Raw genomic sequence first — 25,648 nt, forward strand, 5'->3', positions numbered from 1 at the left:
TCTCTCACCTTAATTCTTCGGGCAGATTCCTAGCGCGAGCCACGACCGGCCTCCGGCCGTCCGCGTCTCGCTTCGGCGTCGATCTCCGCTCTGGTGGGCATCGAGGTCGACGCGCCGGGCCGCCGCACCGAGAGCGCGGCGGCCGCGGTGGCGAACTCCAGCGCCTCCTTGGCGGTACGGCCCTCCGTCCGCGCGACCGTGAACGCCCCCGCGAAGGTGTCGCCGGCGGCGGTCGTGTCGATCGCGTCGACCGGGCGGCCGGGCACCCGGAGGCGTGAGCCGTCCCGTGAGCCGTAGATCGCCCCGTCGGCACCAAGAGTGACCACAACCTCGGGAACCAGCGCCAGAAGGGCTTCCAGCGCCTCCTCCGGCGCTGTGAGACCGGTGATGGCGGCAGCTTCGTGCTCATTGGGCAGGAGAAGCCTCACGGCGTCCAGAAGCTCCCGGGGCAGCGGCACGACCGGCGCGGGCGTCAGCACCACCAGCCCGGAGAAGGCCCGGGCCGCGGCGACGACGGCGGGCATGGGCAGTTCCAGCTGGAGCAGGAGGGCGTCCGTCGGGCGGCCCGCGGCGCCCGGCTCGGCGGAGCCTCCGCGCGGAGTGGTCCCGGAGATGGTCCGGGCGTCCGCCGCGGACACTTCTCCGTTGGCGCCCGGGACGACGATGATCGAGTTGGCCCCGCCGTCCTCGACGACGATGTGCGCGATGCCCGACGGCCCCGGCACGGTCCGGAGCCCGGCGGTGTCGACACCTGCCCGGCCGAGCGCCTCCCGGAGCTCGGCGCCGAACCCGTCGGAGCCCACCGCGCCGACGAACCGGACGTCTCCGCCCGCAAGTGCCGATGCAATTGCTTGGTTGGCTCCCTTCCCGCCGCAGATCGTCCGGAACTCCCGGCCCGAAACGGTCTGCCCCAGCTCAGGGGCCCTTTCCACGTACGCGACGAGGTCCATATTGGCGCTGCCGAACACAGTGATCATGGATTCAATAGTCCTCTCTGCGAACGACTCGGCCCGTCGACTCCACTAATTCGGCTGATTCGCCCTAGAATCCGCCGGTGTGAACGAAGGTCATGACGTTCCGGCGAAGCTCCCCACCCGGGAGCGCTCGTCACGCCCGGGTGGAGGCGGCCGCCACCGGCGCCCGCTGCCCGTCACGCTGCCCGCCGACGCGCCCGTCTTGGTGCTCGCGGTCCCGGGCGCGGTCGACGACGTCGTGACCGAACTGGCGACCACGATCAGGGTCGACAACCCGACCCTGGACCTGCGCCTGATCTCGCTCAGCGACGGCGGGGCCGACCTCGCCAAGGAGTTCGCCGCCATCGGCAACGCCCGCACCTCCGACGGCCACGCCGCCATCACGGTACCCCTCGTCACCGGCCCCCACCCGCGCGTCATGCGTTCGGTCCGCGAGGCCGCCCGCGAGAGCGAGGCCGACGTGGTCGTCACCGACCCGCTCGGCCCCCACCCGCTGCTGGCCGAGGCCCTGCACGTCCGCCTCGCCGAGCGCGGCCTGGCCCGCGCCGACCGCATCCGGCTGTTCAACGTCACCTCGCCGGTCGACGGCATCATCGTGGCCACGGTCGGCGGCGACGAGTCGGCCCGCGGCGCCGACGCCACGGCGGTCCTGCTGGCCGCCCGGCTGGCCCTGCCGGTCGTCCCGGCCGCCTTCGACGGCCGCCCGACGGTGGCCGACGCGGCCGAGCGGCTGCGCAACATCGGCGCCTCCCGTATCGCCCTGGCCCCGTTCATCATCGGGCCGGAAGCCGACGCCGACCGGGTGAGCGCTCTCACGGAGAACTACAACTGCGCCGCGCCCCTGGGCGCCCACGAGGCGGTCGGCCGCCTGGTGACCCTGCGCTACGGCACCGTCTGGGGCAGCCTCGACCCCGACTACGACGAGGAGTTCGTCGAAGACGACCCCCACTAGCCCGCAAGCCGATCACAAGTCGGCCCGGCTGCAATGGGAGCGTGAAACGACGCATTCTCACGGCCGTCGCGGCCGCCGCCCTGACCTTGACCGCCACCCCGGCCCACGCCGCCCCCACCACGTGGAAGTGGGGCGGCATCCACTCCACCGACGGCTGGGCGACCGCCTGGGGCAAGATCACCGTCGGCCAGTCGGGCCACCGCATCTCCGGCAACCTCGACGACTCCCACGGCCGGACCTGCTCCTGGCTGCTGGTCAAGTACATGAGCGCCACCAACGGCAGATGGCGGACGCACGGCGTCTACAACTGCGTCACCGGCACCGGCACGTTCACCAAGAACCTGGGCGGCGTGCTCCAGGTCCGCGCCCAGGTCTGCCGGGGCACCGCCAAGAAGCCCGTCAACAAGTGCTCGAAGTGGAAGACCATCTGGACGCAGGGAGGCTAGGGCGACCTAGGGCAACCGGCGGCGGCCGGCGAAGCCGAGCGAGGTCAGGTGGTACCACGACAACGACGACTCGCCCTCCAGCCAGCACAACCGGACCGACTCGCCGTCGAGCACCGACGGGAAGTCGATGAGGAACGGCGCGAGCCCCTTCACCTCGATGCCGGTCTCGGTGAACCAGCCGATCGTCTCGGCCAGCCGCGCCTCGAACGCCTTCGACTCGGCCAGCCCGCCCAGCCGGGAGTGACCGGAGGCGCGCAGGTCGAGGGTGAGCTCGGCCAGGTCGGCCCGCAGGTCGACGAGGACGATGGCGCGGGCCAGCACCTCGGGCATGAGCGCGTCGGCCTCGTCGAGGTCGAAGGTTCGGTCCATCATGACCTTCCGAGAGAACCGGCGGCTTCGGCCGCCGGGGGGATCGGGAGCGGGAGGGCCGCCAAGGCCGGACCCGCGCACCAGATCTCCGTTCGTACCACATCTGACGTGTGGCGTAGTCATAATGATCGCGTGACTCGGCAGGTGCAGGCCACCCCCGGTGTGACCCTGCGTAGGTCGTTCAAATTTCTCTTGCGCCCCACCGCCCGGCAGGCCGCCGCGCTGGCCGCGTGCCTGGAAGACCACCGCACGCTATACAACGCCGCTCTTGAGCACCGCCGTACCGCCTACGCCAAGGCGGGTGTGAGCGTCCGTTACGGCGACCAGTCCGCCGACCTGAAACACATCCGCGCCGACGACCCGTACGGGCAGGCCCGATGGTCCTTCTCGTCTCAGCAGGCCACCCTGCGACGCCTGGACAGAGCGTTCACCGCGTTCTTCACGCGGATCCGACAAGGCCGTCGGCCCGGTTATCCCCGGTTCAAGGGGCGGGGCCGATTCGACACCGTGGAGTGGCCCAAAGACGGTGACGGCTGCCGGTGGGACTCCCAGCCCGGGCATCCGACCGTGACGTTTCTGCGCTTGCAGGGTGTCGGCCACGTGCGCGTCCACCGGCACCGCCGTGTGGCCGGCACGGTCAAGACGATCAGCGTCACTCGGGAAGGCACCCGCTGGTACGTCGTGCTTTCGTGCGATGAGGTGCCCGGCCACGCGTTGCCCGCGACGGGCGCGGTCGTGGGTATCGACATGGGCGTGGCGTCGCTGCTGACCACCAGCGACGGTGAGCACCTGGTCAACCCAGGCCACCTCGCTGCGTCGGCCGACCGGCTCGCCGCCGCCCAGCGGAACCTGGCGCGCAAACAGCGCCGCTCCCAACGCCGCCGTAAAGCCGTCGCCCGCGTGGCCGCGCTGCACGCCCACGTGCGGCGGCAACGCCTCGACGGGGCGCACAAGACCGCGCTCGCCCTGATCCGCGGCTACGACGTGATCGTGCACGAGGACCTGAGGATCGCGAACCTGACCCGGTCGGCGTCCGGCACGGTCGAGCGGCCGGGCCGCAAGGTCGCCCAGAAAACCGGACTCAACCGTTCGATCCTCGACGCGGGCTGGGGGGTGTTCCTGACGATCCTGTCGCACAAGGCTGAGAGCGCCGGTCGAGAGCTGATCGCGGTGAACCCCGCCGGCACCTCCCGGACGTGTGCCCGCTGCCGGCATTGCGCTGCGGACAACCGTGTCACCCAAGCCGAGTTCCGGTGTACGGCCTGCGGGCATGCCGCGCACGCCGACGTCAATGCGGCCGAGAACATCCTCAGGGCAGGGCTTGCCCTTCGCCGGGCCACGGAAGCGGCTTAGCGAGAAGCCGCTCCCGCAAGGAGCGGAGGAGTCACGTCAGAGATCATTCACGGTGTCGCAAAGGATCGTCCAGCCGAACGCGTCGTCGTCGCCGTCTCCGTGCGGCAGCGTGAACCTCGTCGCCTCGACGGCGACGTCGTTAAGCCGCCAGCGCAGCCGGTAGAGGTCGAGCAGCCACGGGAGCGTGCCCTCGGTCTCGCCCAGCAGCCACAGGTCGCGCTCGGGATGGCTGATCAGGGCGGTGTCCCAGTCGATGAGCCGCCAGCCGTCGCGGGTGCGCATCGTGTTCCCCGGATGGGGCTCGCCGTGGGTGAGCACCATCCGGTCACGCAGCTTCAGGGCGTCGTGGACGAGAGAGTCGTACCGCCCGAAGTGGCTTTCAAGCACCTCGGCGCGGCCGGCGAGCAGGTCGGCGGCGCGGGCCCCGAACGGGCCCTCCCCCGGGGTGAAGGCCGACACCGCGTCGCGACCGGGGATGTGGAACGTGTCAAAGCGGGCCTGACAGAACGGCGATCGGTGCACTTCGCGGACCATGCGGAGAGTCGCGGCGCGGTGCTCGGGCGAGCTGAACTCCCCCCATTCGAAGCTCTCTCCGGTGATGTACGGGTAGAGCTGGAGCGTCCACCGCCCGACGGTCACCAGAGGAGCGGCGGGCGCGACCCCGACGGAGGGCGGAACCGCGCCGAGGGCCGCCGCCAGCGCGTCGCGGGGCTTGTCGTCGGCGGTCACGAACCACTCGTCGCCGATCTTCCAGTGGTGGCTGCCGAAGCCCAGGGGCAGGTATTCGAGCTCGAGAATGTGCAGGTTCCATGACTCCCGGATCACAGTCCGGAGAAGATCGGCTGGGAGTTCCCGGGGAGGCGTGAGCATGACACGAGTACTAACAGAGTGACGGTTGATCCACCAAACGCGCTTATATAACGTGACATTTTATGAAACGCCCCCTCAGGCTGCTGGTCGCGGCAGCGCTGCTCGCACCCCTCGCCTTAGCGAACGCCACCCAAGCGTTCGCCGCAGAACCCCTCCCCGACACGGAGACCCCGTGGCGGTACGACCACTGGCCCCAGACCCAGCCGTGGCAGCAGGACGAGCCCGCCGCCGCGCTGCGCACGCTCGGCGGCCACTCGGACATGCCGAAGCCGATCGACCCGCAGAACTGGGAGAACCCCGACCACATGACGTGGTCGGACTACAAGAAGCCGCCGGGCACGTCGTGGAACGACCCGGACGTCAAGGGCAGCGACCGCACCTTCAAGGGCGCCCTGGTCCTGCTCGACTACCCGAACCAGCCGTTCGTCGTGACGCAGCCGCAGGGCTCGACGGTGTTCAAGAACCCGTCGGCGCAGGCCCACGACATCCCGCGTGACCAGGTCGCCAAGTTCTACCAGGACTTCCTGAACACCCCGAACGACCTGAACAAGGGCCACACCATCCACGAGTACTGGATGGAGGACTCGGGCGGCCGCATCGGCGTCGAGCTCACCGGCTTCGGCCCCTACGAGATGCCGGGCAAGGACCACGAGTACGCGCTGGAGTACCAGCGCAACGCGTGCCCGGCCGGCGACACCTGCAACAAGAACCTGCGCACCGACGGCAACACGGCGTGGCTCAACAGCGTCGGCCAGGAGGTCGCCGACCAGTTCGACTTCGTCTTCTACCTGAGCGCCGGTCAGGACGAGTCGTCGACCTGGCAGGAGTTCGGGATGATGAAGTTCCCGACCAAGGAGGACGTGACCGACGAGTTCGGTCCCGACGACCCCGCCCTGCCCAACTGGTCGGCCACCCGCTACGTCGACTGGACCTCCTGGCAGGCCGGCTCGACCTTCTGGCCGAACGCCCGCTTCGGCGTCGACTCGGTCCAGGCCGAGAGCTCGGGCATGGGCGTCTACGCCCACGAGCTGTCGCACATCTTCGGCATCGCCGACAACTACAACAACCCCTATGGGGTGCCGGTACGCCGGGCGTACACCGGCATCTGGGAGATGCTCAGCCGGGGCAGCTTCAACGGCCCGGGCGGCCCGCACAGCCGCTGGCTGATCCCGCCGACCGGCGGCGGCTCGATGGGCGCCCAGCACATGCTGCGCAACAAGATCAAGCTGAACATGGTCGACGAGCAGAACGTGCTGCGCCTCAACCGCGACCAGCTCGACGAGTCGGGCCTCGTCGTCGCCGACGTGACCGCGCGCGCCGTCCAGCCCGGCGCCAAGGGCCTGTCGGGCGTCAACGTCGCCTTCCAGAGCGGCGACAAGTCGCCCGCCTGCCAGTGGCAGACCGACCCGCTGTGCGACGGCGGCAACTACAACAACTACACGGTCGAGGTCGTCGACCGTATGGGCGCCGACTCGTTCACGCCCGACTCGGGCGTCCTGATCGCCAAGACCAAGGACCAGGACTCCGCGCCGTTCGAGTGGGTCGTCGACGCCAACCCGCAGGACATCGGCATGACCGACTACGTCCTGCCCGACGGCACCGCCGTCCCGATCACGATCGGCGACTACCGCCAGCTGTCGGACGCCCTGTTCAAGGCCGGCGCCGACTCGGGCTCGGAGTACGAGTTCAAGGACGAGGCCAACAGGCTGCACTTCTACGTCCTGGACCTCAAGCGCGCCAAGGACGGCACGCTGTCGTACAAGGTGGCCGTGCGCTCCCTCGACGGCTCGGGCCCGCAGAAGCGCGGCGTGCGCGTGCTGCCCGCCGCCGGCATCACCCTGGGCGACGGCATGGCGACCTGCAAGTTCCCGCTGACCAACACCGGCAAGTCCGCGACCTCCACCGCGGCCCACCCGGAGGACGTGTCGGCGTACGCGAAGAGCGACGTGTACCGCCTGTCGACGACGGTGAACGGCAAGGGCTGGTCGGTCAACGTGCCGAACTTCCTGACCTCGGCCGAGTTCGGCAAGACGGTGACGGTGCCGGTCCACGCGATCAGGGCCAAGGGCGGCAGCCTGCTGGCGACGATCAAGCTGACGGCGACGTCGGAGAGCGACCCGACGAAGAAGGCCACGGCCACCTGCCTGGCCATCGGCCGGTAATGACCAGCTGAACCCGAGAACCGGGCGGCCCCTCTCCCCAGGGGCCGCCCTTTCGTTTTGCCCGACGCGCGCACGGCCCGGCCCGGTGAATCATTACGAACGCGCAGCGAGGGTCGCACTCCGAACGAGCAGAGGGAGAAGATGGCGCTACGGCCAAGGGGAGGTGAACCGTGCGGGTGAGCGGCGTTGTTCTGGCTCTGTTCTTCGGGATCTTTCTGGCCCTGCATTGGTCCGGTTCCGAATTCGAGCACGCCGATGTCACCGCCGCACCGGCATCGACCGTTCTCCCCACAGTGACACTGACCGTCATGGCGACCCCGCTGCCCGCGACCGCCATTCGCGAAAGCCCGGAAATGCCACCGACGGACGCCGCAACGTTGATGATCTGTTCCGCGGCGGCGACGCTGGCCTGCGTCACGGGGTTGCTGATGCGCCGGCGGGCCGCGTGATCAGCCTCGTCGTGGCCATAACGTGTCTGGTCGTGTCGGTCGTCGCGGTGCTTCTCGCGCGTCGCTTCCAGCACCACATCGACCAAATCGACCGGCGGCACACGGCCGTCCACGATCGGATCGACGACGTCGACGCCCGCCTGGAAAACGCCATCAGGTTCGCCGACGAACGGGCGGAACGCCAGGAAAGAGCGGCCGGGCAACGGTCCGAATTGATTCAGGAGAAACTGCGGAGCCACGCGCGTGCGCTGGAGAAAGACCTGAAAGAGATGGTCGCCGTGGAACTGGAGAAAGAGCTGGCAAGGGTGAACCAGCAGTCGACGCTTGCTGCGATCAAGGGAGAGCCCGCACCGCCCGTCCCGCTGACGGTGACCGCCGAGGTCCACAGCCCCCAGAACCTCGACGAGGGAAGGAACCGGGAACACCGGGAATCCACGCTGCGGCAGATTCTCGCGGGCGTCATGGCGATCGGCGCCGACAAGGTTATTCCCATCGGCGAGTCCTCTGGATCCTGGCACGTCCACTACCTGGTCGAGTTTCCGCTCGGCGTGACGTTCGAGAGAGTGCGCAGCGACCTCACTCAGGCGGTCTCGGGCGCCAGCGCGGATATGGCGGTCGAGAATCCCGAGAGCCAATGGACCGAACTGTTCAAGCAAGCCGCCCTCTCTCAGGCGACCTTCGCCCTCGGCCCTCTCATCGCGGCGGCCGACGAATCGGTCAGAGTCGCCGTCGCGACTGCCGATGAGTTCGCCGACCTCAGCCGCTCCGGCGCATCCGGTAGCGCTGACAGACTCAGGTCATGGCTGGACGACATCGAGGAGTCGAGAATCATCGACCTGGACTTCGGATTGTTCGACGTTCCGATCACCCGGGATCCCGTGGATCTCGACCCAAGAACCCTTTTCGACATCATCGATCGACCTTACCCAGACATCACCCGCGAGCCTGGAACACCCCCCGAACCCGAAATCATCCGCAGGCCCGAAATCGATGACCCTTGGGACAGAGGCCCAGACGGAAGAGGCCCGTTCGATTTCTGACGCCGGGAACTCTGCCGGCACGAATGGAGAAGACAGGTGTTGGCGCAGATCGGCACCATGGTCGCGTCGATTGTGGCCGCGATCGCCGCAATGAGCGTGGCCTATCTGTCCCGGCGGCAGATCCGCGTCGAAGCCGAACTCGCCCACGAGCGGAACAGGCAACTACAAGACAGCCAGGACGAGAAGGAACGGCGCCGGGAACTGCATGCCGCACGAATGCTCGCCTACACGAAGCTCCTCGCCGACATCCGCGCCGCGTCCGACTCGTTGAATCGTCACCTCGATGAGGATTCCGCCGATTCCTGGCGCGATTTCCACGGTCACCTCAACCGCCTGTCCCTGAGCCGCGAGGAGATGTTCCTCGTCGCCGGCCGAGATTCGGCCGAGGCGGCCACGTCCATCGTCGAGATCATCGTCGCGGCGGCGCTGCGCTCGGCCGAGAAGGCGGAGTGGCAGGCGCGGCTCAACGAAACGCTGGAGAAGCTGCTGACGTTGATGCGCACGGATCTGCATGTCAACTCTCACGAGATCGTGCTGGTGGATCCGAAAAGCCGTTAGTGGTCGTGGTCGAGGCCCGGTTTGTGTTCGACCAGCCATTCCAGGTTCGTCCGGCTCTCCGGGTCGGCCGGCGTGTAGACCACGATCCGTGACTCCGCCGGCGCTCCCAGGGCCAGGCTGGTGCTGATCAGGTTCAGCGTGCCCACGGCCGGGTGTTTCATGATCTTCGTTCGGGTCCATGAGCGGGCCACGTCGTGGGCCGCCCACATCTGGGCGAACTCGGCGCTCTCCAGGGTCAGCCGGTCGATGAAGGTCGTCCACGCCGGTTCGCCCAGGTGCCGTCCATACGCCGCGCGGAAGGTGGCCACCATCTGCGGCAGTTCCTCCTCGCGGTTCATGATCACCGCGCAGCAGCCGGGGCCGTTCAGCATCTGCCACAACGCGTTGCGCTCGCACCGTGGCACCGTGACCAGGCGGCAGAACAGCGCCGCGTAGGCGTCGTTCCAGGCCAGCAGGTCGTACCGGGCGTTGTAGACGGAGGCCGGGAGCGGGGCGAGGCCGTCGAGGATGTCGCGGACGGCGGGGTCGAGGTCGGCTCCGTCGGGGTCGCCGGCGGCTCCTCCGGGGACGTCGGCCAGGCGGTAGAGGTGTTCGCGTTCGGTCGCGTCGAGGTGGAGGGTGCGGGCCACCGCGTCGAGGACCTGGCCCGAGACGTTGATGGGGCGGCCCTGTTCGAGCCACGTGTACCAGGTCACGCCCACTCCGGCCAGCTGGGCGACCTCTTCGCGGCGCAGGCCGGGGGTGCGGCGGCGGGTGCCGGGCGGGAGGCCGGCGTCGGCGGGGGAGATGCGGGCGCGGCGGTTCTTCAGGAAGGCGGCGAGTTCGTGGCGGACCATAGGTGGTAGCCCCAATACCAGGATAAGCAGGCTCTTAGTAACTGGATAAGCGCAACGCCACCATACAGGGCATGTCCCTCCTCGAAACCCGGCCACGGCCCCTGCTCGGGCTCATCCTGACCGGTCAGTTCATGGCGATCCTCGACGTGTCGATCGTCAACGTCGCCGCCCCCACCATCCAGTCGGACCTCGCCGCCTCCGGAGCGGAGCTCCAGCTGATCGTGGCGGGGTACACGATCAGCTACGCGATGCTGCTGATCACCGGGGCCCGGCTCGGCGGGCGGTCCGGATATCGCCGGTGGTTCCTCGCCGGGCTCGCCGTGTTCACCGTGGCGTCGTTGCTGTGCGGGCTCGCGCCCGGGGCTGCCGCGCTCGTCGTCTTCCGGCTGCTTCAGGGCGCGGGAGCCGCCCTGATGGTGCCGCAGGTGCTCAGTCTCATCCAGGTCGGCGTTCCGCAGGCGGGCCGGGCGCGGGCGCTGGGGATCTACGCCGCCGTCATCTCGCTCGCGGCGGTCGCCGGGCAGATCCTCGGCGGGCTGCTCGTCACGCTCGACCTGTTCGGCAGCTCGTGGCGGCCGATCTTCCTGGTCAACGTGCCCATCGGGCTGGTGCTGCTCTGGCTCGGCGCCCGGAACCTGCCCGCCGACGAACCCCAGCCGGGCCGGGGGCTCGACGTGCCGGGGCTGCTCGCCCTGTCACTGGCGACGAGCCTGGTCGTGGTGCCGCTCGTGCTGGAGCGCAGCTGGGCGGTCATGATCGCGGGGGCGGTCGTCTTCGCCGGGTTCGTGGTGATCCAGCGCAGGGCCGCGCATCCGCTCATCCCGAGTCGCCTGCTCAGGGTGCCCGGGCTCGTGGCGGCGGGGGTCGCGATCTTCGGGGCGATGGCCGTGTACGGCGGCTTCCTGTTCGCCAACGCCCTGCACCTGCAGAACGACCTGCACGACTCGCCGCTGCGGGCGGGGCTGACCTTCGTGCCGATGGCGGTGGCGTTCGCGGTGGTGAGCCTCAACTGGAAGCGGATCCCGGCCGGGCTGCGCCGGCGGCTGATCGTCTCGGCCTTCGTGGTGGTGGCGCTCGGGCTGGTCGCGCTGGCCGGGGTGTTCTCCGGGGGCGGGCACGGGCTGCCGTACCTGCTGATCGTGCTGGCGGTGATCGGGGCCGGGATGGCGGGGGCGTTCAGCCCGCTCATGACGGTCGCGCTGGCCCGGGTGGCGCCCGCCGACGCGCCGGACGCGAGCGGGCTGCTCGCGATGATGTTGCAGCTGGGGCAGGTCGTGGGGGTCGCCGCGTTCGGGACGTTGTTCCTGAGCGGCGGGTCGATCTCGGTCACGATGACGTGCCTGGCCGCGACCGCGCTCGCGTCCGCCGTCGCGGCCAGGTGGCTTCGGTAGCCGCTAATAGGCGCACTGCACCACGAGGTCGTCGAGGTCCGACGTCGCGACCGACCCCGAGCCCGCCGGGTTGACGATGGAGAACCGCACCACGACGTCGGTGCGCCGGGCGGTCCAGCCCGCCGACACCTGCCGGTAGTTGCGTGTCCCGTCGGGGGTGAGCGCGGCGAACGCGATGTACGTCCACGTGTCCGGGTCGATCACCTCCACGTTCAGCGCGGTGTTCCGGCCGGTCACCGTCGCCCAGACGCCCAGGCCGCAGCGTGCGCCCGGGTGGGCGGTCACCGGCGTGAGCTGGATCGTCCGCGCGATCCAGCACCACTCGCCCGGATCCAGCGCGGCGATGCTGGCGAGTCCGCTTCCGGTACGCGGATTCAACGCCCAGCCGCCCCAGCTGGGGACGCCGCAGACGTTCGGGTCGCTGTTCGTCCACCTCAGGCGGGGGGCCGGCGGGGACTCGAAGCCCTCCGTGAGCTGCCAGATCCCGGCGGACGCGGGCGCGGCCGGGATCAGCGCGGTCGCGACGGCCGCCGCCACGAGCACGCGTAACGCTGAGCGCATCGATCTCATGCCCGCATTGTCGCCACCGCGCCCCGTGCTGTTGACCCTGGACTTTCCGCCCTCCGGCCCCAGGGTCTAGAGGCGGGCCCGCCAGATGTCGAGGGCCATGTAGGGCCGCATGCCCATCGAGGTGTACAGGCCCAGGGCGGGCGTCACGTTGTTGGTGTCGACGTCGAGGATGGTGCCGACCCGGCCGCGCCGGTAGTCGGCGGCGAAGGCCCGGCTGAGCAGCAGCTTCCCGAGGCCGCGGCCGCGGTGCCCGGGGAGCACCGCCAGGCGCTGGACGTAGCCGCAGTTCTCGTCCGGGACGAAGTTGTCGGTCCCCATGAGGGCGGCGGCCGGGCGGCCGTGCACCCGGGCCAGCAGCAGCTGACCCCAGTCGTTGCTGCTGGACGCCTCGCGCGACTCGTACCACTCGTCGTAGGTGCGCTCGTAGGCGCCGAAGTGCTCGGCGAAGCCGAGTTCCAGCACGCGGTGGACGTCGCGGAGCACGGGCTCCTTGTCGAAGGCGGCGGCCTCCACGGTCACACCGGGCAGGAACAGCACCTCCGGCTGCTCGGCGTGGTCGACGCGCATGCGGTGGAAGGTCGTCGCGTAGGTGAAGCCGCGTGACTCGACGGCCCGCCGCTGGGCGGCGTCCTGGGCGTACACCCCGATTTCGGCGGTGACGCCGGTGAAGCGGCCCAGCACCCGCTCCCACAACGCCTCGGCCGCGCCGGGGGTGCGGGCGCGGACGTCGAGCATGACCTCGTCGGTGCGGCCCTTGCGCATCGCCTGGCCGAAGCCCGTGAGGCGGCCGTCCTCGAAACAGAGCCAGCCGTCGGTCGCCGGGTCGAAGTCGGGGTCGACGAGCAGGTCGGCGACGTCGTCGAGGGTGGAGTCGGGACGGCCGACCACGATCGTGTCGAGTTCGGCGATCAGGGCGTGGATCGCCTGGGCGTCCGCCGGTTTGGGCCGCGTGAGTTCCATGGCTCTTTTATAGGATTGCCCGCTTGTCAGGGGCTTGTGAATTCATTGGAGACGGAATGGCCAGAGACCGGGCGACGGTCCGGGACGTCGCGGCGGCGACCGGGTTGTCCATCGCCACCGTCTCGCGGGTGCTCAACGGGCAGGCCAACGTCGCGCCGCACACGCGTGAGCTGGTGCTCGCCGCCGTCGGCCGCCTCGGCGACCAGGCGCCCCGGCCGCGGGCCGAGCAGGCCGCCGGGGCGGTGTTCGTGCGCTGCCCCTACCTGCTGACCGACTACTTCGGGCTCATCGTGTCGTCGGTCGCCGAGACCATCGACCTGCACGGCCGCCAGATGATCCTCAACGCGGGCGAGGCCGCGCAGCCGGCCGGGACGCTCGGCGACCTGCCGGGCCGCCCGGGCGTCGCGGGCGCGATCCTGATCCTGCCTCCGGAAGAGCCTCCTGCTCTGGTACGGCTCCGCGACCGGGGCTTCCCCTTCGTGGTCGTCGACCCCCGCACCCCGCCCGCCAAGGACATGGCCGCCGTGTCGGCCGCCCACTTCGCCGGGGGCCGGGCCGTGATGGCCCACCTGGTGGGCCTGGGCCACCGCCGGGTCGGCATCATCGGCGGCCCGGTCGAGTGGCTGGCCGCCGAGGCGCGGCTGGCCGGGTACACCGCCGCGCTGGCGGGGGCGGGCGTGCTGCCCGCCCCGGAGCTGACCCGGGCGGTGGTCGAGCCCAACACGCGCAACGGGCACCGGGCCGCGGCCGAACTGCTCGACCTGCCCGAGCGGCCGACGGCGCTGGTGGCGTTCAACGACAAGATGGCCGTCGGCGCGATGTGGGCCGCCGCCGAGCGCGGCCTGTCGATCCCGGGCGACCTGTCGATCGCCGGTTTCGACGACATCGACGTGAGCCGCGCGACCAGCCCGGCCCTGACCACGGTGCGTCAACCCCTGCAGGAGATGGGCCGCACGGCGGTCACCCTGCTCATGCGGATCCTCGGCCGGCAGGCCGTCGAGGCGCTGCACGTGTCGCTGGGGGCCGAGCTCGTGGTCCGGGGATCCACTGGACCGGTCCCGCCTGTTCCAGCTGTTTCACACTGAGCTTGACAGGATTTGTCGAGCGTGTTGTGCTGTGGCGCACAGCAAGGTTTCTTTCCTGTTTCATTTGTTACATGGTCCGCCAGCCGGCGTCCCGCGGACCGCGAAAGGAATCACGGTGTTACCTCCCCTTCGCCGGGCCGTCGCGATCAGCGCCGCCCTCGCCACCACCGCCGCCCTGCTGACGGCCCCCGCGTACGCCGCCAACGAGACCGTCAACGTCTGGCTCACCACCACCTCCGACGGGGGCGGCCGGAACGTCACCCGCGGCCTCCAGCAGCAGTCGCCCGTCACCTTCAGCACCACCGCCGGTGGGGCCACCCACACCATCACGGTGAACGAGAACACGACCTACCAGACCTTCGAGGGCGGCGGCGCGTCGATCACCGACACCACCGCCCACCTGTTCCGCGGCGGCGCGATCAGCGCGGCCACCCGTGACGCGGTGATGCGCCGCCTGTTCCACCCCGTCGACGGCATCGGCCTGTCGTTCGTGCGCAACCCGATCGGGGCCTCCGACCTGTCCCGGCCGGGCCACGTGTCGCTCGACGACACCTGCTGCAACCTCAACGACTTCGGCGCCAACGGCTACGACACCAACGTGCGGCTGCTCACCCAGCAGGCCAAGCAGCTCAACCCGCAACTGCGGGTGAAGGGCGTGCCGTGGAGCGCCCCCGGCTGGATGAAGGACAACGGCCGGATGGACCAGATGGGCTGGCTCCAGTCGCAGTACTACTCGACGTACGCCCAGTACTTCGTGAAGTACATCCAGAGCTACCAGGCGATCGGCGTGCCGGTCGATTACATCTCGGTGCAGAACGAGCCCAACTGCTGCCAGGCGGGCAACCCGACCGCGATGAACTACCCCGGCATGAGCTGGAACTCCTCGGGCCTGGTCGAGCTCACCAAGAACCACATCTACCCGGCGTTCCGGGCGGCCGGCATCACCACCAAGGTGATGGTGCACGACTGGAACTACGGCGACTACAACCAGATCGGCGCCGGCCTGCTGGCCGACCCGGCGGTGCGCAACGACCCGCTGTTCGCCGGCATCGCCTGGCACGGCTACTTCGGCGACCCGGCCGTCGGCACGCAGGTGCACAACCAGTACCCGAACGTGAACCAGTTCTCGACGGAGCACTCGGGCGGCACCTGGATCGGCAACCAGCACAACGAAGACATGTCCGACATCGTGAATTACACCCGCAACTGGTCGAAGAGCATCGTCAAGTGGTCGCTCGCGCTGAACCAGTCGATGGGCCCGCACAACGGCGGTTGCGACGTCTGCACCGGCCTGGTCACCGTCCAGGAGGGCGGCTCGCGCGCCGGGCAGGTGGACAACACGATCGAGTACTACACGACCGGCCACCTGACCAAGTTCGTGAAGCCGGGCGCGGCCCGCGTCGACTCGACCGCCAACGGCACCGTCCAGAACGTGGCCTGGAAGAACACCGACGGCACCAAGGCCCTGATCGCCCACAACGGCACCACCTCGGCGCAGTCGGTGCGGGTCAACTGGGGCAACCAGGCCTTCACCTACACCCTCCCGGCCCGGACCACCGCGACCTTCACGTGGACCGGCACCCAGAGCGGCGGCGGAGGCGGCGGCGGCACGACCGGCCAGATCACCGGCATCGGCGGCAAGTGCGTCGACGTCGCCGGGGCCAGCACGGCCAACGGCGCGGCGGTGCAGCTCTACACCTGCAACGGCACCGCCGCCCAGCAGTGGACGCGTCCGGGCGACGGCACCATCCGCGCCTTCGGCAAGTGCCTCGACGTGACCGGGCAGAGCACCGCCAACGGCGCGCAACTCCAGTTGTGGACGTGCGGCGGCACCGCCAACCAGCAGTGGACCTACACCTCGGGCCGGGACCTGGTGAACCCGGTGTCCGGCAAGTGCGCCGACGCCACGGGCAACTCCAGCGCCGACGGGACCAGGCTCCAGATCTGGACCTGCACCGGATCGGCCAACCAGAAGTGGAACGCCTAGCCACCTGAGTGACTCCTCCACCCCATGAAGGGAGTGGCTTCTCGCTAAGCCGCTGAGGCGGCCTCACGAAGGGCAAGCCCTGCCCTCAAGATGTTGATCGCCGCGTTCACGTCGGCGTGTGCGGTGTGCCCGCACGCCCCGCACGCGAATTCGGCCTGGGTGACGCGGTTCTCTTTCGCCGTGTGCCCACATCGATTGCACATACGGGAGGTGGTCGCGGGGTTCACCGCGACCACCTCCCGACCGGCGCTTTCAGCCTTGTCCACGAGGATGCGTAGGAACACCCCCCAACCCGCGTCAAGGATGCTCTTGTTCAGGCCGGTCTTGGCGGCAGCGTGGTTGGGCAGATAGCTCCCGTTCCCGTCGGGCTTGGGTGAAGCGCGCTTGGTCATGTTCACGATCTGCAGTGCCTCGTGGACGATGAGGTCGTAGCTGCGGACCAGGCGGTTGGCGATCTTGTGCGCGTAGTCGAGGCGTCGCCGACGAACCTTGCCGTGGAGCGCCGCCACACGGGCCGCGGCGTCACGATGGCGCTTGGATCCGCGACTCCTTCGCGCAAGATCTCGAGTTGCGGCACTCAGGAGTTTGACGCCGGCAGACAGGAATCGCGGATTGGCGAAGTGCTCGCCGTCACTAGTGGTGAGCAGCGAACAGACACCCAGGTCGATCCCCACAGCGGATCCGGTCGCGGGGAGCGGCTCGACCGGAACGTCGTCGCAGGACAGGAGGACGTACCAGCGAGCCCCCTCCCGCTTAACGCTGATCGTCTTGACGATGCCGAGGACGTCGCGGTGTTGATGGACCTTCACGTGGCCGACACCCTGTATGCGTACGAACGCGGTGGTCGGGTGTTCGGGCCGGGAGTTCCACCGGCAGCCGTCGCCGTCTTTGGGCCACTCGACGGTGTTGAACCGACCTCGACTCTTGAAGCGCGGAAAGCCCGGCGCGCGGCCTTGATGGATTCGTTCGAAGAACCTCCGGAACGCCCGGTCCAAGCGCCGTAAGGTGCTCTGCTGCGAGGAGAACGACCAGCGCCCTTGGCCTTGGGCGTCGTCTGCCCGGATGTGCTTCAACTCGGCCGACTGGTCGCCGTAGCGGACAGTGGTGCGCGTTTTGGCATAGACGATGCGCCGGTGTTCGAGTGCCGCGTTGTACAACTCGCGGTGGTCTTCGAGGCACTGGGCCAGTGCGATCAGTTGAGCGCCGGTCGGGCGCAGAAGGAATTTCATCGACCTACGCATGGCCCACCTCCGCCAGGTATTCAGAAAATATATATACGTCCGGTAGTCGTACACCTCCGCACCCATCGATGATAACGCCGCACCTGCGGTTGGGCCGTGGAATCACCGGAGCGGGATCATTGTCGACGTCGAGCCTTCTGGACGTCGGAGAGCGCCCAGACGCGGCCGGTCGGCGCCGGCTGCGGCGCGGTCTTGGAGTGGCGGGCGGCGCCGGGGTGGGCGGAGCCGTAACGAAAAGAGGCTTTTCAGCTCATGATCGGCTTGCCCTTGCCCTTGAAGAAGATGCCGGGGAAGCCGGCCGTCTCGAAGCCGAGGCTCGGGTTGTTCGCCAGCTTCGACCTGGTGATGCGCAGGGTGCCCGAGTTGTCGTTGCTGACGAAGAAGATCGCGCCGCCGCCCTCGTTGGCGCGGTTGTTCCGGATGGTCGAGCCGGAGATCGTGACGGTGAAGTAGTTGCCGTCCATGTAGAGCGCGCCGCCGCTGCCGCCGCCGGGTTTGCCGCTGCGGGCCGGGTTCGCGCCCGAGCCGGTGGCGCGGTTGCCGGTGAAGACGCTGTCGACGACCACCCACGAGACGCCGATGCTGCTCAGCGCGCCGCCGTTGGCGCAGGTGCCGTTGGTGAAGCGGCTCTTCCTGACGGTGACGGGCAGGTCCTTGTACTGGTCGAGCACGCGGATGGCCGCGCCGCCCAGGTCGGGGCCGCTCGCCTCGCAGCGGTTGCGGGTGAAGGCGGCGTTGCTGACCGACAGGCGCCCGCCCCGGACGAACACGGCGCCACCGCCGCCGCCCTCGGCGCGCTGCCCGATCGAGTTGCCGTCGGCGAACCCGATGTTCTTGATGGTCAGGCGCGGGGTGGCCTGGTCCTGGCAGTGGGAGGTGGTCCAGACCTGGGCCCGGTCGCAGGTGTTCATGTAGAGGATGCGGCGCTTGCCCATGCCGCTGAGGGTGACCTTGCCGCCGCCGTCGAGGATGACGTCGCGGCTGGTGTTGCGGACCTTCGCGGTGGCGGTCATCTTGATCGTGACCGGCTTCGGCCCGCACGCGAACCGGATGACGCCGCCCTTCGCGACGGCTTTCACGACCGCCTGCGAGGTGCAGCTCGCGGGGGTTCCCGTGCCGATGGTCTGTACGGCCGCCGCCTGGGCCGGGGCCGCCGGGAGCACGGAGACGAGCAGGACGGCGGGAAGCAGGAGACGCATCTGGCGAACGTTACTCCTGGGACGTTCCGGCGTGAAACGGCACGTTCCACGCCGGAACCGGTTACCACCAGGTGTTGTTGCCCCGGGCCAGCCGCCACAGCCGGTCGGTGGAGTTCTGGTCGGCGTCGAGGTGCAGCGAGTCCCAGCTGCCCCCGGCCTCCCACGTCGCGATGGTGATCGCCAGGTTCGGGTTCAGCCGGGGCCGGAAGGTCCCCCACCCGGTGGGCGCGTCGGCGTAGGTCTCCTCGGCCCGCCGCGACCAGTCCTGCGACTTCGAGCCGTCACAGGTGCGGATGACGAGCGGGTCGCCGGCCACCGGATTGGGCGTGCCCGGCTGCAGGCACTTGTTGGCCAGTTCGTTCCTGAAGACGGTGTAGCCGTCGGACCGTTCGTCGACCGTCCAGCGCGCGGTCGTGTACTGCCAGGCGGGCGACCGCAGACTGATCACCCGGGCGCCCTCGGCGGTGCCGTTGTCGGCCACCGCGAGGCGGCTGCCGTCCATCCGGTTGTAGACGCGGATGTCGGTGGTGTGGTCGGCGTACGCCGGACTCGCGGCCCCCAGCAGACAGACCACCGCGATCGGCACGATGCTTCGCACAGTCGGCTTCCCCTTCCCCAGGCGGACGCCCTTCCGGCTCCACTTATACACACCCTCCGCCGGATACCGTCGGACCTGGGATTTTCCGCACGCCCGGACGTCACCGGATGACCCCGGACGGCCACGGATTTCCCCGGAATTTTTCCGCCATATCCGCACATCGGCTCGCCGATTGAAATTCAGTAACTAATGGTGCATGCCATCACGACAGGCATTAGTCTCACAATTGCCACGGTTATCACCGCGTCCAGAAACGGATCCCCCAATGCGTGATGAGCTCGCCGGAAAGGCCTCCCGAGACCTGCTCCGCGACACGGCGGTCGGCCTGCGGGTCGACGCCGGCAACCCGTCACTCAAAGAGGTCGAGAAGGCCGCCACGGCCCTGTGCGCTGAGGAAGACCACGCGGGCTGGGTGCGGTTACCCGACTCGACCCTGTCCGACTACCTGTCGGGCCGGCGCGACGTGCTGCCCGACTGGCGGTTCATCCACACGTTCGTGGTGGTGTGCCACCGCCTGGCCATCGCCAACGGCCTCGACCCGGAGCCGCTGCGCGACCTGAAGGCGACGTTCGGCGCGTTGTGGAAGGCGGCCAAGCACAAGGAGAAGGGCTCGCTGACGGTGATCACCCCGCTCCCCTACCGTCAGTACGACATCCTGGAACCGACGATCTGACCGGGACCGAGGCGGAGGCCAGCAGCGCGAGCTTCTCGGCGTGCTCGCTGCCCGGCTCGGGATGGTAGATCACCAGCATCAGCCCGTCGGTGCCGCTGACGGCCAGCTTCTCGCGGTCGAGCCGCAGCTCCCCCACCTGGGGATGGTGGAAGGTGAGCGTGGCCCCGAGCCGCCCGGCGACGTCGTGACGTCCCCACAACCGCCGGAAGTGCTCACTGGCCAGGGAGAGCTCCCCCACGAGCTCGATGAAGCGCGGATCGTCGATGTCACTGCCGACCGACTGGCGGAACCCCGCGAGCAGAACGGCTGAGGCACGCTCCCAGTCGGGGAAGAGCGCCTGCTCGGCGGGGTCGAGGAAGACGTCGCGCAGCCGGTTGCCGCCCGCCCTCAGCCTCGGCGACAACGCCGTGGCGAGCGCGTTGGCGGCGAGCACGTCGAGGCAGCGGCCTTCGACGAAGGCGGGATACGGCAGTGCGGCGACCAGCCTCGCGGTGCTCGGGGGCACGACCTCTCTGCGGGGCCGCCTTCTGGCCCGGCGGGGCTTGTCCTCGGCCAGGCCGAGGAGGTAGGAGTCGTCGACGCGCAGGACCCGGGCGATCGACCGCAGGACCTGGGGCGAGGGATGGCGGTCGCGGCCCTGCTCCAGGCGCAGGTAGTACTCGGCGCTGATGCCGGCGAGCATCGCGACCTCCTCGCGCCGCAACCCCGGGACCCTCCGGGTGCCTTGAGAGGGGATGCCCGCCTGGTCCGGGGTGACGAGTTCGCGCCGCGCACGGAGGTATTCGCCCAGGAGGTTCGGCTCGACGGTCATGCCTTTCACGGTATTCGGCGTGGCCGGTGGGCTGCCTGTCCCTGTCGCCACCAGTGTCGGGAGGGACCTGGCTGGTCCACGGGCGCGTCGGGAGCCTTGGCGTCATGACTCAGCAACGTGTTCTCGTCACCGGCGGGTCCGGCTTCATCGCCGGGCACTGCATCCTTCGACTGCTCGACGCGGGCTACGCCGTCCGCGCCACCGTGCGGTCGCCTTCTGCGAGCAGCGCCGACCTCTCCTTCGTCACGGCCGACCTGATGGCCGACGACGGATGGGCCGAGGCCGTCGCCGACGTCGACTTCGTACTCCACGTGGCCTCTCCGGTACGCCTGGGACCGGTGGACGACGAGAACGCCGTGATCGCGCCCGCCGTGGACGGGACGCTGCGGGTGTTGCGGGCCGCGCGCGACGCCGGGGTGAAGCGGGTCGTGCTGACCTCCGCTTTCCACGCGGTCGGGTTCGGCCATCCGCCCACCGATCACGTGTTCACCGAGGAGGACTGGTCGGTTCTGGACGGTCCCGGCATGGACGCCTACGGGCGGGCCAAGACGCTGGCCGAGAGGGCGGCCTGGGAGTTCGTGGCCGAGGGGTCGATGGAGCTGGTGACACTGCTGCCCGTGGCGGTGATGGGGCCGATCATGGGCGGGGAGATCTCCGGGGCCAATCACATCGTCCGGCGGCTGCTTGACGGGCAGCTGCCGGGGTCGCCTGGGATGTGGATTCCGATCGTGGACGTGCGGGACGTGGCCGCCGCGCACGTCGTGGCGATGACCGAGGGCGCCGCGGCGGGGCACCGGTTCCTGCTGGCCGGCGAGCCTGCGGTGACGGTGCGGCGGATCGGGGAGATGTTGAGCGATCACCTGGCGGGGTCGGCGCCTGACGTGGCCGCTCGGATCGCCGGTTTGTTCCCTCCTGGCGTCGCGGAGACGGAGTCTGCCAAGAGGGTGTCCGGTGAGAAGGCTCGGCGGGTGCTGGGCTGGCGGGCGCGTGGCGCCGAGGAGGCCGTGACGGCGGGCGCGGACAGCATGATCAGGCCCAGGACTTAGTCTGCGGGACATGGATTATGTACGTTTGGGGCAAACCGGTCTAAAGGTCAGCCGCATCTGCCTCGGCATGATGAGCTACGGCCAGCCGAGCGAAGCCGCCAGCTGGATCCTCCCCGAAGACCAGTCCGAACCCCTGGTCCGCCAGGCCGTCGAAGCCGGCGTCACCTTCTTCGACACCGCCGACGTCTACTCCGCCGGCGCCTCCGAGACCGTCACCGGCAACCTGCTCAGAAAGTTCTTCGAGCGCCGAGACGACTACGTCCTGGCCACCAAGGTCTTCTTCCCCGTCCGCCAGGGCCAGAACGACAAGGGCCTGTCGCGCAAGCACATCATGGCCGCCATCGACGACTCCCTCACCCGCCTGGGCACCGACTTCGTCGACCTCTACCAGATCCACCGCTGGGACGACGAGACCCCCATCGAAGAGACGATGGAGGCCCTCCACGACGTGGTGAAGTCAGGCAAGGCCAGATACATCGGCGCGAGCTCGATGCGCGCGTGGCAGTTCGCCAAGGCCCAGCACGTCGCCGAGAAGAACGGCTGGACCAGGTTCGTCTCGATGCAGAACCACTACAACCTCCTCTACCGCGAGGAGGAACGCGAGATGATCCCGCTCTGCGCCGACCAGGGCGTCGGCCTCATCCCCTGGTCCCCGTTGGCCAGGGGCCTGCTGGCCCGCGCCGGCCAAGCCCACCACACCACCCGCCAGGACGGCGACGGCGACCGCCAGCGTTTCCTCTACGGCGGCCCCGGCGACGCAGACGTGCTGGCCAAGGTGGCAGAACTGGCCAGTGAGAGGGGCGTCGCCCCCGCCACCCTCGCCCTAGCCTGGCTGCTCCACCAGTCGGGCATGGTCGCCCCCATCATCGGCGCGACCAAGGACGGCCATGTCGCCGACGCGGTTGAAGCGGTGAACCTTGAGTTGTCGAAGGAGGAGTTGAAGGCGCTGACCAAGCCCTATCAGCCGCGCGAAGTCTCCCTCTGACCAGCTTCGTCGAGAATCGGCGATGCTGCCGACGCATCAGCAGTCCGCTGAGGGCTGCGATGCGTCCGGCCAATGCTTCGGCGGAACACTCAATGGATCGACCACGCGTAAACGAGCCGATGCGGTCGGATCAACAGCTCTCAAGGTGATCAACTGCTGGCGGTCCACGGTTTCAAGTAGCGCCAAGGCGGCGGGGAGGGCTGCGGCTACCGTGGCGATCGCAATCCCCATGCCGATGAGACCGGAATGTTTGTGCGGGTACTCGATCCGGTGGAGCCGCGATGCGGCGATGGCGGCCACCTCGCGCGGACGCTCCATCTGCCGGCCGTCATTGGTGAGTATGACGTGGAACCCCTCTGCAGCAGCACGGAGATAGAGCATCTCGTCCCGAGTTCCGGACCAGCCGGGCATATCTAGCAGGTGCACAATCTCGTGCCCCTGGATGAAGGTTGTCAGTACCCGGTGCAGAGGACGGGGGACATTCTCATCCAGCAGCAGCCTCACGCTGCTCCTTGAGTGGTTCGTAGCTGTCTACGTAGTCAGCGAAGTCTCCTGCGTCTCGCGCGGCCGTCGCCGAAACGCTCGGGTAGTAGTCGGAAATCCGCTCGGCCGACACACCGTCTCGCAGCAAGGCAGCGACATCGTCGTAGGGGACGCGAGTGCCCTCGATCACGGGGATTCCGCCTCTGACCGCCGGATCGACGGCGACATGTTCACGCGGACGGAGCAGGTCGGGGATGTGCCGCCCATCCCGGTAGAACGGCTTTAGGACGTCCACCATCTGATAAATGACAAGATTGGTTTTGTTGCGAACCAAATCGGTGGCCCGCTCCGGTTCGACTAGGTAGATCGTCGAGTCATCGGCCACCAACTGGTACGCCGACAGATGTTCGCGTTCCCCTAGATCGTCCCGCAGCGTGTCCAGGGCACGCCGGATCTTCTGGAGGGAGGTGTCGTTCCGGAGTTTCACGCAGGCTCGCAGAGCGACCAGATCGCGGAACGAGTAGAGAACCGGCCTGATGGCGGAGATCTCCGGCACCAGCACGGCGCCCCTGCTGGTGGCCCTACGCCAGTGAGCGAGTTGCTGAAGCGTGGCACCTGACAACGCCGCCGCTAGCTTCGGGCTGTAAGTCACCTGCTTCACCTCCCCTGAGCCGATCCGTCTCGGCCATCATTGCAAACGTCTGTTCTATTCGCTCGACTTACTGGCCAGTCGATTGCTCGGCTCTTGCGTTTGGCCACTCGTAGGCCACCTAACGCCGGAGGTGCACAATTACCACCTCCTTTACCGCGAGGAGGAACGCGAGATGATCCCGCTCTGCGCCGACCAGGGCGTCGGCGTCGCCCCGCCACCCTCGCCCTGGCCTGGCTGCTGCACCAGCCCGGCATGGTCGCCCCCATCATCGGCGCGACCAAGGACGGCCACATCCCCGACGCCCTGGCCGCCGTCGGCCTCGACCTCTCGGACGAGGAACTGGCCGAACTCGAGGCTCCCTACCAGCCCAGGTCAGCCCACTTCTAGAGAAGAGACGGACACCGCCCGGTACGGGTACCCGTCCTGCCCGGGCGCCTCCCATTCCAGGTCGACGGGCTGCCCGGCCGTCAGGGCCCGGTAGCCCTCGGCCTGGATGTGGCTGAAGTGCGCCCAGCACCCGCCGGGGGTCTCCGGAGAGTCGATCACTCCCCACCCCAGGTCGGCGTGCCACTCCCGTACGACCCCTCGAACGCCCATAGCCGGACGATACAGTCGCGACCATGGCGCCCATCGAGTTGTTCCACCGCGTCGCGGCCACCGTTCCGGCCTATGCCGCCTTCCTGAGGGAGCACGGCGTCGATCCCGCCGCGATCACGACGGCCGACGACTTCGCGACGCTCCCCTTCACGACGAAGGACAACTACACCCGCCGCCATCCCCTCGACGCCCTCTGCCGCGACGGCGTCCTGAAAGGCATGATCGCGGTCTCCTCCGGTTCAACGGGCGAGCCGTCGTTCTGGGCCCGGACCGCCGACGACGAGAAGGTCATCGCCGACCGGTTCGCGCAGGTCATGGACGGGTTCGGTAGAAGACCGACGCTGGCCGTCGTGTGCTTCTCCCTCGGCACCTGGGTCGGCGGGCTGTTCACCCTGGCCTGTATCCGGCATCTCCAGGACCGCGGCTACCCGATCACCGTCGTCGCCCCGGGCAACAACCCCGCGGAGATCAAGAGGGTCGTGCCGCAACTGGCGCCGCTGGCCGAGCAGACGGTCCTGTTCGGCTATCCCCCGTTCGTCAAGGATGTCATCGACACCGTCGACCTGCCCTGGACGAAGTACAACCTCAAGATCGTGACCGCGGGTGAGGTCTTCTCGGAGGAGTGGCGCACGCTGGTCGCCGAGCGGGCCGGGATCGCCGACCCGGTCAGGTCCTTCGCGTCCCTGTACGGCACCGCCGACGCCGGCGTCCTGGGCAACGAGACCCCGCTGTCCATCGAGATCAGACGGCATCTGGCCGCCCACCCCGAGAAGGCCAGGGAGTTGTTCGGGGCCGACCGGCTGCCGACGCTCGTGCAGTACGACCCCGCGGTCCGCTACTTCGAGGAGTCCGACGGCACCCTGCTGTTCAGCGGCGACAACGGCATCCCGCTGATCCGCTACCACATCGCCGACGAGGGCGGCCTCATCCCCTACCGCGAGATGCTCGAACGCGTCGGCTTCCAGCCTCGGCACGACGGTCCCGAGCTCCCGTTCGTCTACGTCTTCGGCCGCAGCCGCTTCGCGGTGTCCTTCTACGGCGCGAACGTCTACGCCGAGAACATCTCGGTCGGCCTGGAGCAGCCCGCGATCAACAGGTCGGTGACGGGCAAGTTCGTCCTGAGCGCCCCCGAAGGCGCCGACGGCCTGCACGTCACCGTCGAGCTGGCCCCCGGCCAAGAACCATCAGAAGAGCTCGCCAAGGAGGTCGCGGCCCAGATCGCCACCCACGTCAGGCGGCTGAACAGCGAGTTCGCCCACTACGTGCCCGAGCGCAGGCAGCTGCCGCTGATCACGTTGCGGCCCTACGCCGACCCCGCCGACTTCCCGCCCGGCGTCAAGCACCGCTATGTACGCTGATCG

The 25,648-nt window shown here is 69.0% G+C and carries 28 protein-coding genes; 15 read left to right on the forward strand and 13 right to left on the reverse strand.

The features are described from left to right. Positions 1-29 precede the first annotated feature (29 nt). A complete protein-coding gene (locus AW271_RS06325; RefSeq protein ID WP_083976215.1) occupies positions 30-977 on the reverse strand; it encodes a ribokinase in 948 nt (315 codons plus the stop codon). Positions 978-1,056: 79 nt separating this feature from the next. On the opposite strand from AW271_RS06325, the gene AW271_RS06330 reads away from it, so the two are divergent. Together AW271_RS06330 and AW271_RS06335 are read left to right on the forward strand one after the other, a co-directional pair. Further along, complete coding sequence (locus tag AW271_RS06330) at positions 1,057-1,926, forward strand: sirohydrochlorin chelatase (RefSeq protein ID WP_063817894.1); 870 nt, start codon at positions 1,057-1,059, stop codon at positions 1,924-1,926. A gap of 41 nt (positions 1,927-1,967) precedes the next feature. Continuing rightward, entirely contained in the window at positions 1,968-2,372 is a 405-nt protein-coding gene (locus AW271_RS06335; protein ID WP_062333376.1) for a hypothetical protein, read from the forward strand. A 6-nt stretch (positions 2,373-2,378) separates the two neighbouring features. On the opposite strand, the gene AW271_RS06340 is transcribed toward AW271_RS06335, so the two are convergent. Further along, the gene (locus tag AW271_RS06340) at positions 2,379-2,741 is read right to left on the reverse strand and encodes a DUF2203 domain-containing protein (RefSeq protein ID WP_062333378.1); all 363 of its coding nucleotides are present in this window, start codon (positions 2,739-2,741) and stop codon (positions 2,379-2,381) included. A 132-nt stretch (positions 2,742-2,873) separates the two neighbouring features. Between AW271_RS06340 and AW271_RS06345 the strand changes: the two genes are divergently transcribed. Then, complete coding sequence (locus tag AW271_RS06345; RefSeq protein WP_245652957.1) at positions 2,874-4,094, forward strand: RNA-guided endonuclease InsQ/TnpB family protein; 1,221 nt, start codon at positions 2,874-2,876, stop codon at positions 4,092-4,094. 36 nt (positions 4,095-4,130) lie between these two features. Here AW271_RS06345 and AW271_RS06350 read toward each other — a convergent pair whose 3' ends face one another. Further along, the gene (locus AW271_RS06350; RefSeq protein WP_062333380.1) at positions 4,131-4,919 is read right to left on the reverse strand and encodes a phosphotransferase; all 789 of its coding nucleotides are present in this window, start codon (positions 4,917-4,919) and stop codon (positions 4,131-4,133) included. Between the two features lie 107 nt (positions 4,920-5,026). On the opposite strand from AW271_RS06350, the gene AW271_RS06355 reads away from it, so the two are divergent. The 4 genes from AW271_RS06355 to AW271_RS06370 all read left to right on the forward strand — a co-directional run bounded on the left by AW271_RS06355 (position 5,027) and on the right by AW271_RS06370 (position 9,173). Further along, the gene (locus tag AW271_RS06355) at positions 5,027-7,126 is read left to right on the forward strand and encodes a M6 family metalloprotease domain-containing protein (protein WP_062333383.1); all 2,100 of its coding nucleotides are present in this window, start codon (positions 5,027-5,029) and stop codon (positions 7,124-7,126) included. A 170-nt stretch (positions 7,127-7,296) separates the two neighbouring features. Then, positions 7,297-7,575 (forward strand): hypothetical protein, encoded by a 279-nt coding sequence (locus tag AW271_RS06360; RefSeq protein ID WP_157553937.1) that lies wholly within the window; start codon positions 7,297-7,299, stop codon positions 7,573-7,575. Then, positions 7,572-8,615, forward strand: a complete 1,044-nt coding sequence (locus AW271_RS06365; protein ID WP_062333388.1) for a hypothetical protein — start codon at positions 7,572-7,574, stop codon at positions 8,613-8,615. The genes AW271_RS06360 and AW271_RS06365 overlap by 4 nt, the downstream gene beginning before the upstream one ends. Positions 8,616-8,651: 36 nt before the next feature. Next, entirely contained in the window at positions 8,652-9,173 is a 522-nt protein-coding gene (locus AW271_RS06370) for a hypothetical protein (RefSeq protein WP_062333391.1), read from the forward strand. Here the strand turns inward: AW271_RS06370 and AW271_RS06375 are convergent. Then, positions 9,170-10,009: a helix-turn-helix transcriptional regulator gene (locus AW271_RS06375; protein WP_062333394.1), complete on the reverse strand. Its 840-nt coding sequence runs from the start codon at positions 10,007-10,009 to the stop codon at positions 9,170-9,172. The two genes, AW271_RS06370 and AW271_RS06375, sit on opposite strands and share 4 nt — an antisense overlap. Before the next feature lie 71 nt (positions 10,010-10,080). Between AW271_RS06375 and AW271_RS06380 the strand changes: the two genes are divergently transcribed. Continuing rightward, positions 10,081-11,400: an MFS transporter gene (locus AW271_RS06380; RefSeq protein ID WP_157553938.1), complete on the forward strand. Its 1,320-nt coding sequence runs from the start codon at positions 10,081-10,083 to the stop codon at positions 11,398-11,400. 3 nt (positions 11,401-11,403) lie between these two features. Here AW271_RS06380 and AW271_RS06385 read toward each other — a convergent pair whose 3' ends face one another. Together AW271_RS06385 and AW271_RS06390 are read right to left on the reverse strand one after the other, a co-directional pair. Then, on the reverse strand, positions 11,404-11,970 hold the full coding sequence (locus tag AW271_RS06385; RefSeq protein WP_157553939.1) for a hypothetical protein: 567 nt from the start codon (positions 11,968-11,970) through the stop codon (positions 11,404-11,406). 66 nt (positions 11,971-12,036) lie between these two features. Beyond that, positions 12,037-12,930 (reverse strand): GNAT family N-acetyltransferase, encoded by an 894-nt coding sequence (locus AW271_RS06390; protein ID WP_062333400.1) that lies wholly within the window; start codon positions 12,928-12,930, stop codon positions 12,037-12,039. A 56-nt stretch (positions 12,931-12,986) separates the two neighbouring features. On the opposite strand from AW271_RS06390, the gene AW271_RS06395 reads away from it, so the two are divergent. Together AW271_RS06395 and AW271_RS06400 are read left to right on the forward strand one after the other, a co-directional pair. Then, positions 12,987-14,015 carry a LacI family DNA-binding transcriptional regulator gene (locus AW271_RS06395; RefSeq protein ID WP_062333403.1) on the forward strand — a complete coding sequence of 343 codons (1,029 nt, stop codon included), beginning with the start codon at positions 12,987-12,989 and terminating at the stop codon, positions 14,013-14,015. Between the two features lie 115 nt (positions 14,016-14,130). Further along, entirely contained in the window at positions 14,131-16,002 is a 1,872-nt protein-coding gene (locus tag AW271_RS06400) for a ricin-type beta-trefoil lectin domain protein (protein ID WP_174553074.1), read from the forward strand. A 44-nt stretch (positions 16,003-16,046) separates the two neighbouring features. On the opposite strand, the gene AW271_RS06405 is transcribed toward AW271_RS06400, so the two are convergent. The 3 genes from AW271_RS06405 to AW271_RS06415 all read right to left on the reverse strand — a co-directional run bounded on the left by AW271_RS06405 (position 16,047) and on the right by AW271_RS06415 (position 19,040). Further along, positions 16,047-17,231 carry an RNA-guided endonuclease InsQ/TnpB family protein gene (locus tag AW271_RS06405; protein ID WP_245652958.1) on the reverse strand — a complete coding sequence of 395 codons (1,185 nt, stop codon included), beginning with the start codon at positions 17,229-17,231 and terminating at the stop codon, positions 16,047-16,049. Positions 17,232-17,488: 257 nt separating this feature from the next. Beyond that, positions 17,489-18,442, reverse strand: coding sequence for a hypothetical protein (locus AW271_RS06410; RefSeq protein WP_062333409.1), 954 nt, complete (start codon positions 18,440-18,442; stop codon positions 17,489-17,491). A 61-nt stretch (positions 18,443-18,503) separates the two neighbouring features. Continuing rightward, positions 18,504-19,040 (reverse strand): RICIN domain-containing protein, encoded by a 537-nt coding sequence (locus tag AW271_RS06415; protein ID WP_062333412.1) that lies wholly within the window; start codon positions 19,038-19,040, stop codon positions 18,504-18,506. A 265-nt stretch (positions 19,041-19,305) separates the two neighbouring features. Between AW271_RS06415 and AW271_RS06420 the strand changes: the two genes are divergently transcribed. Then, positions 19,306-19,713, forward strand: coding sequence for a hypothetical protein (locus AW271_RS06420; RefSeq protein ID WP_062333415.1), 408 nt, complete (start codon positions 19,306-19,308; stop codon positions 19,711-19,713). On the opposite strand, the gene AW271_RS06425 is transcribed toward AW271_RS06420, so the two are convergent. Continuing rightward, positions 19,664-20,524: a helix-turn-helix domain-containing protein gene (locus AW271_RS06425; RefSeq protein WP_062333419.1), complete on the reverse strand. Its 861-nt coding sequence runs from the start codon at positions 20,522-20,524 to the stop codon at positions 19,664-19,666. The two genes, AW271_RS06420 and AW271_RS06425, sit on opposite strands and share 50 nt — an antisense overlap. A 104-nt stretch (positions 20,525-20,628) precedes the next feature. Here AW271_RS06425 and AW271_RS06430 point away from each other — a divergent pair, with 104 nt between their 5' ends. Beyond that, positions 20,629-21,570, forward strand: a complete 942-nt coding sequence (locus tag AW271_RS06430) for an SDR family oxidoreductase (protein WP_062335238.1) — start codon at positions 20,629-20,631, stop codon at positions 21,568-21,570. Positions 21,571-21,580: 10 nt separating this feature from the next. After that, on the forward strand, positions 21,581-22,555 hold the full coding sequence (locus AW271_RS06435) for an aldo/keto reductase (RefSeq protein WP_062333422.1): 975 nt from the start codon (positions 21,581-21,583) through the stop codon (positions 22,553-22,555). A gap of 36 nt (positions 22,556-22,591) precedes the next feature. Here AW271_RS06435 and AW271_RS06440 read toward each other — a convergent pair whose 3' ends face one another. Both AW271_RS06440 and AW271_RS06445 read right to left on the reverse strand, forming a co-directional pair. Beyond that, positions 22,592-23,059, reverse strand: a complete 468-nt coding sequence (locus AW271_RS06440; RefSeq protein WP_062333424.1) for a PIN-like domain-containing protein — start codon at positions 23,057-23,059, stop codon at positions 22,592-22,594. After that, entirely contained in the window at positions 23,040-23,690 is a 651-nt protein-coding gene (locus AW271_RS06445; RefSeq protein ID WP_062333427.1) for a DUF433 domain-containing protein, read from the reverse strand. Before AW271_RS06445 ends, AW271_RS06440 begins: the two co-directional genes overlap by 20 nt. 252 nt (positions 23,691-23,942) lie before the next feature. Here AW271_RS06445 and AW271_RS42210 point away from each other — a divergent pair, with 252 nt between their 5' ends. Beyond that, entirely contained in the window at positions 23,943-24,077 is a 135-nt protein-coding gene (locus AW271_RS42210) for a hypothetical protein (protein WP_245652959.1), read from the forward strand. Here the strand turns inward: AW271_RS42210 and AW271_RS06450 are convergent. Beyond that, complete coding sequence (locus AW271_RS06450; protein ID WP_062333429.1) at positions 24,063-24,287, reverse strand: cold-shock protein; 225 nt, start codon at positions 24,285-24,287, stop codon at positions 24,063-24,065. The two genes, AW271_RS42210 and AW271_RS06450, sit on opposite strands and share 15 nt — an antisense overlap. Before the next feature lie 23 nt (positions 24,288-24,310). On the opposite strand from AW271_RS06450, the gene AW271_RS06455 reads away from it, so the two are divergent. Then, entirely contained in the window at positions 24,311-25,645 is a 1,335-nt protein-coding gene (locus tag AW271_RS06455; RefSeq protein ID WP_062333432.1) for a phenylacetate--CoA ligase family protein, read from the forward strand. Positions 25,646-25,648 lie beyond the last annotated feature (3 nt).

It is taken from the genome of Herbidospora sakaeratensis, assembly GCF_001570525.1.
GTDB classification, from domain to species: domain Bacteria; phylum Actinomycetota; class Actinomycetes; order Streptosporangiales; family Streptosporangiaceae; genus Herbidospora; species Herbidospora sakaeratensis.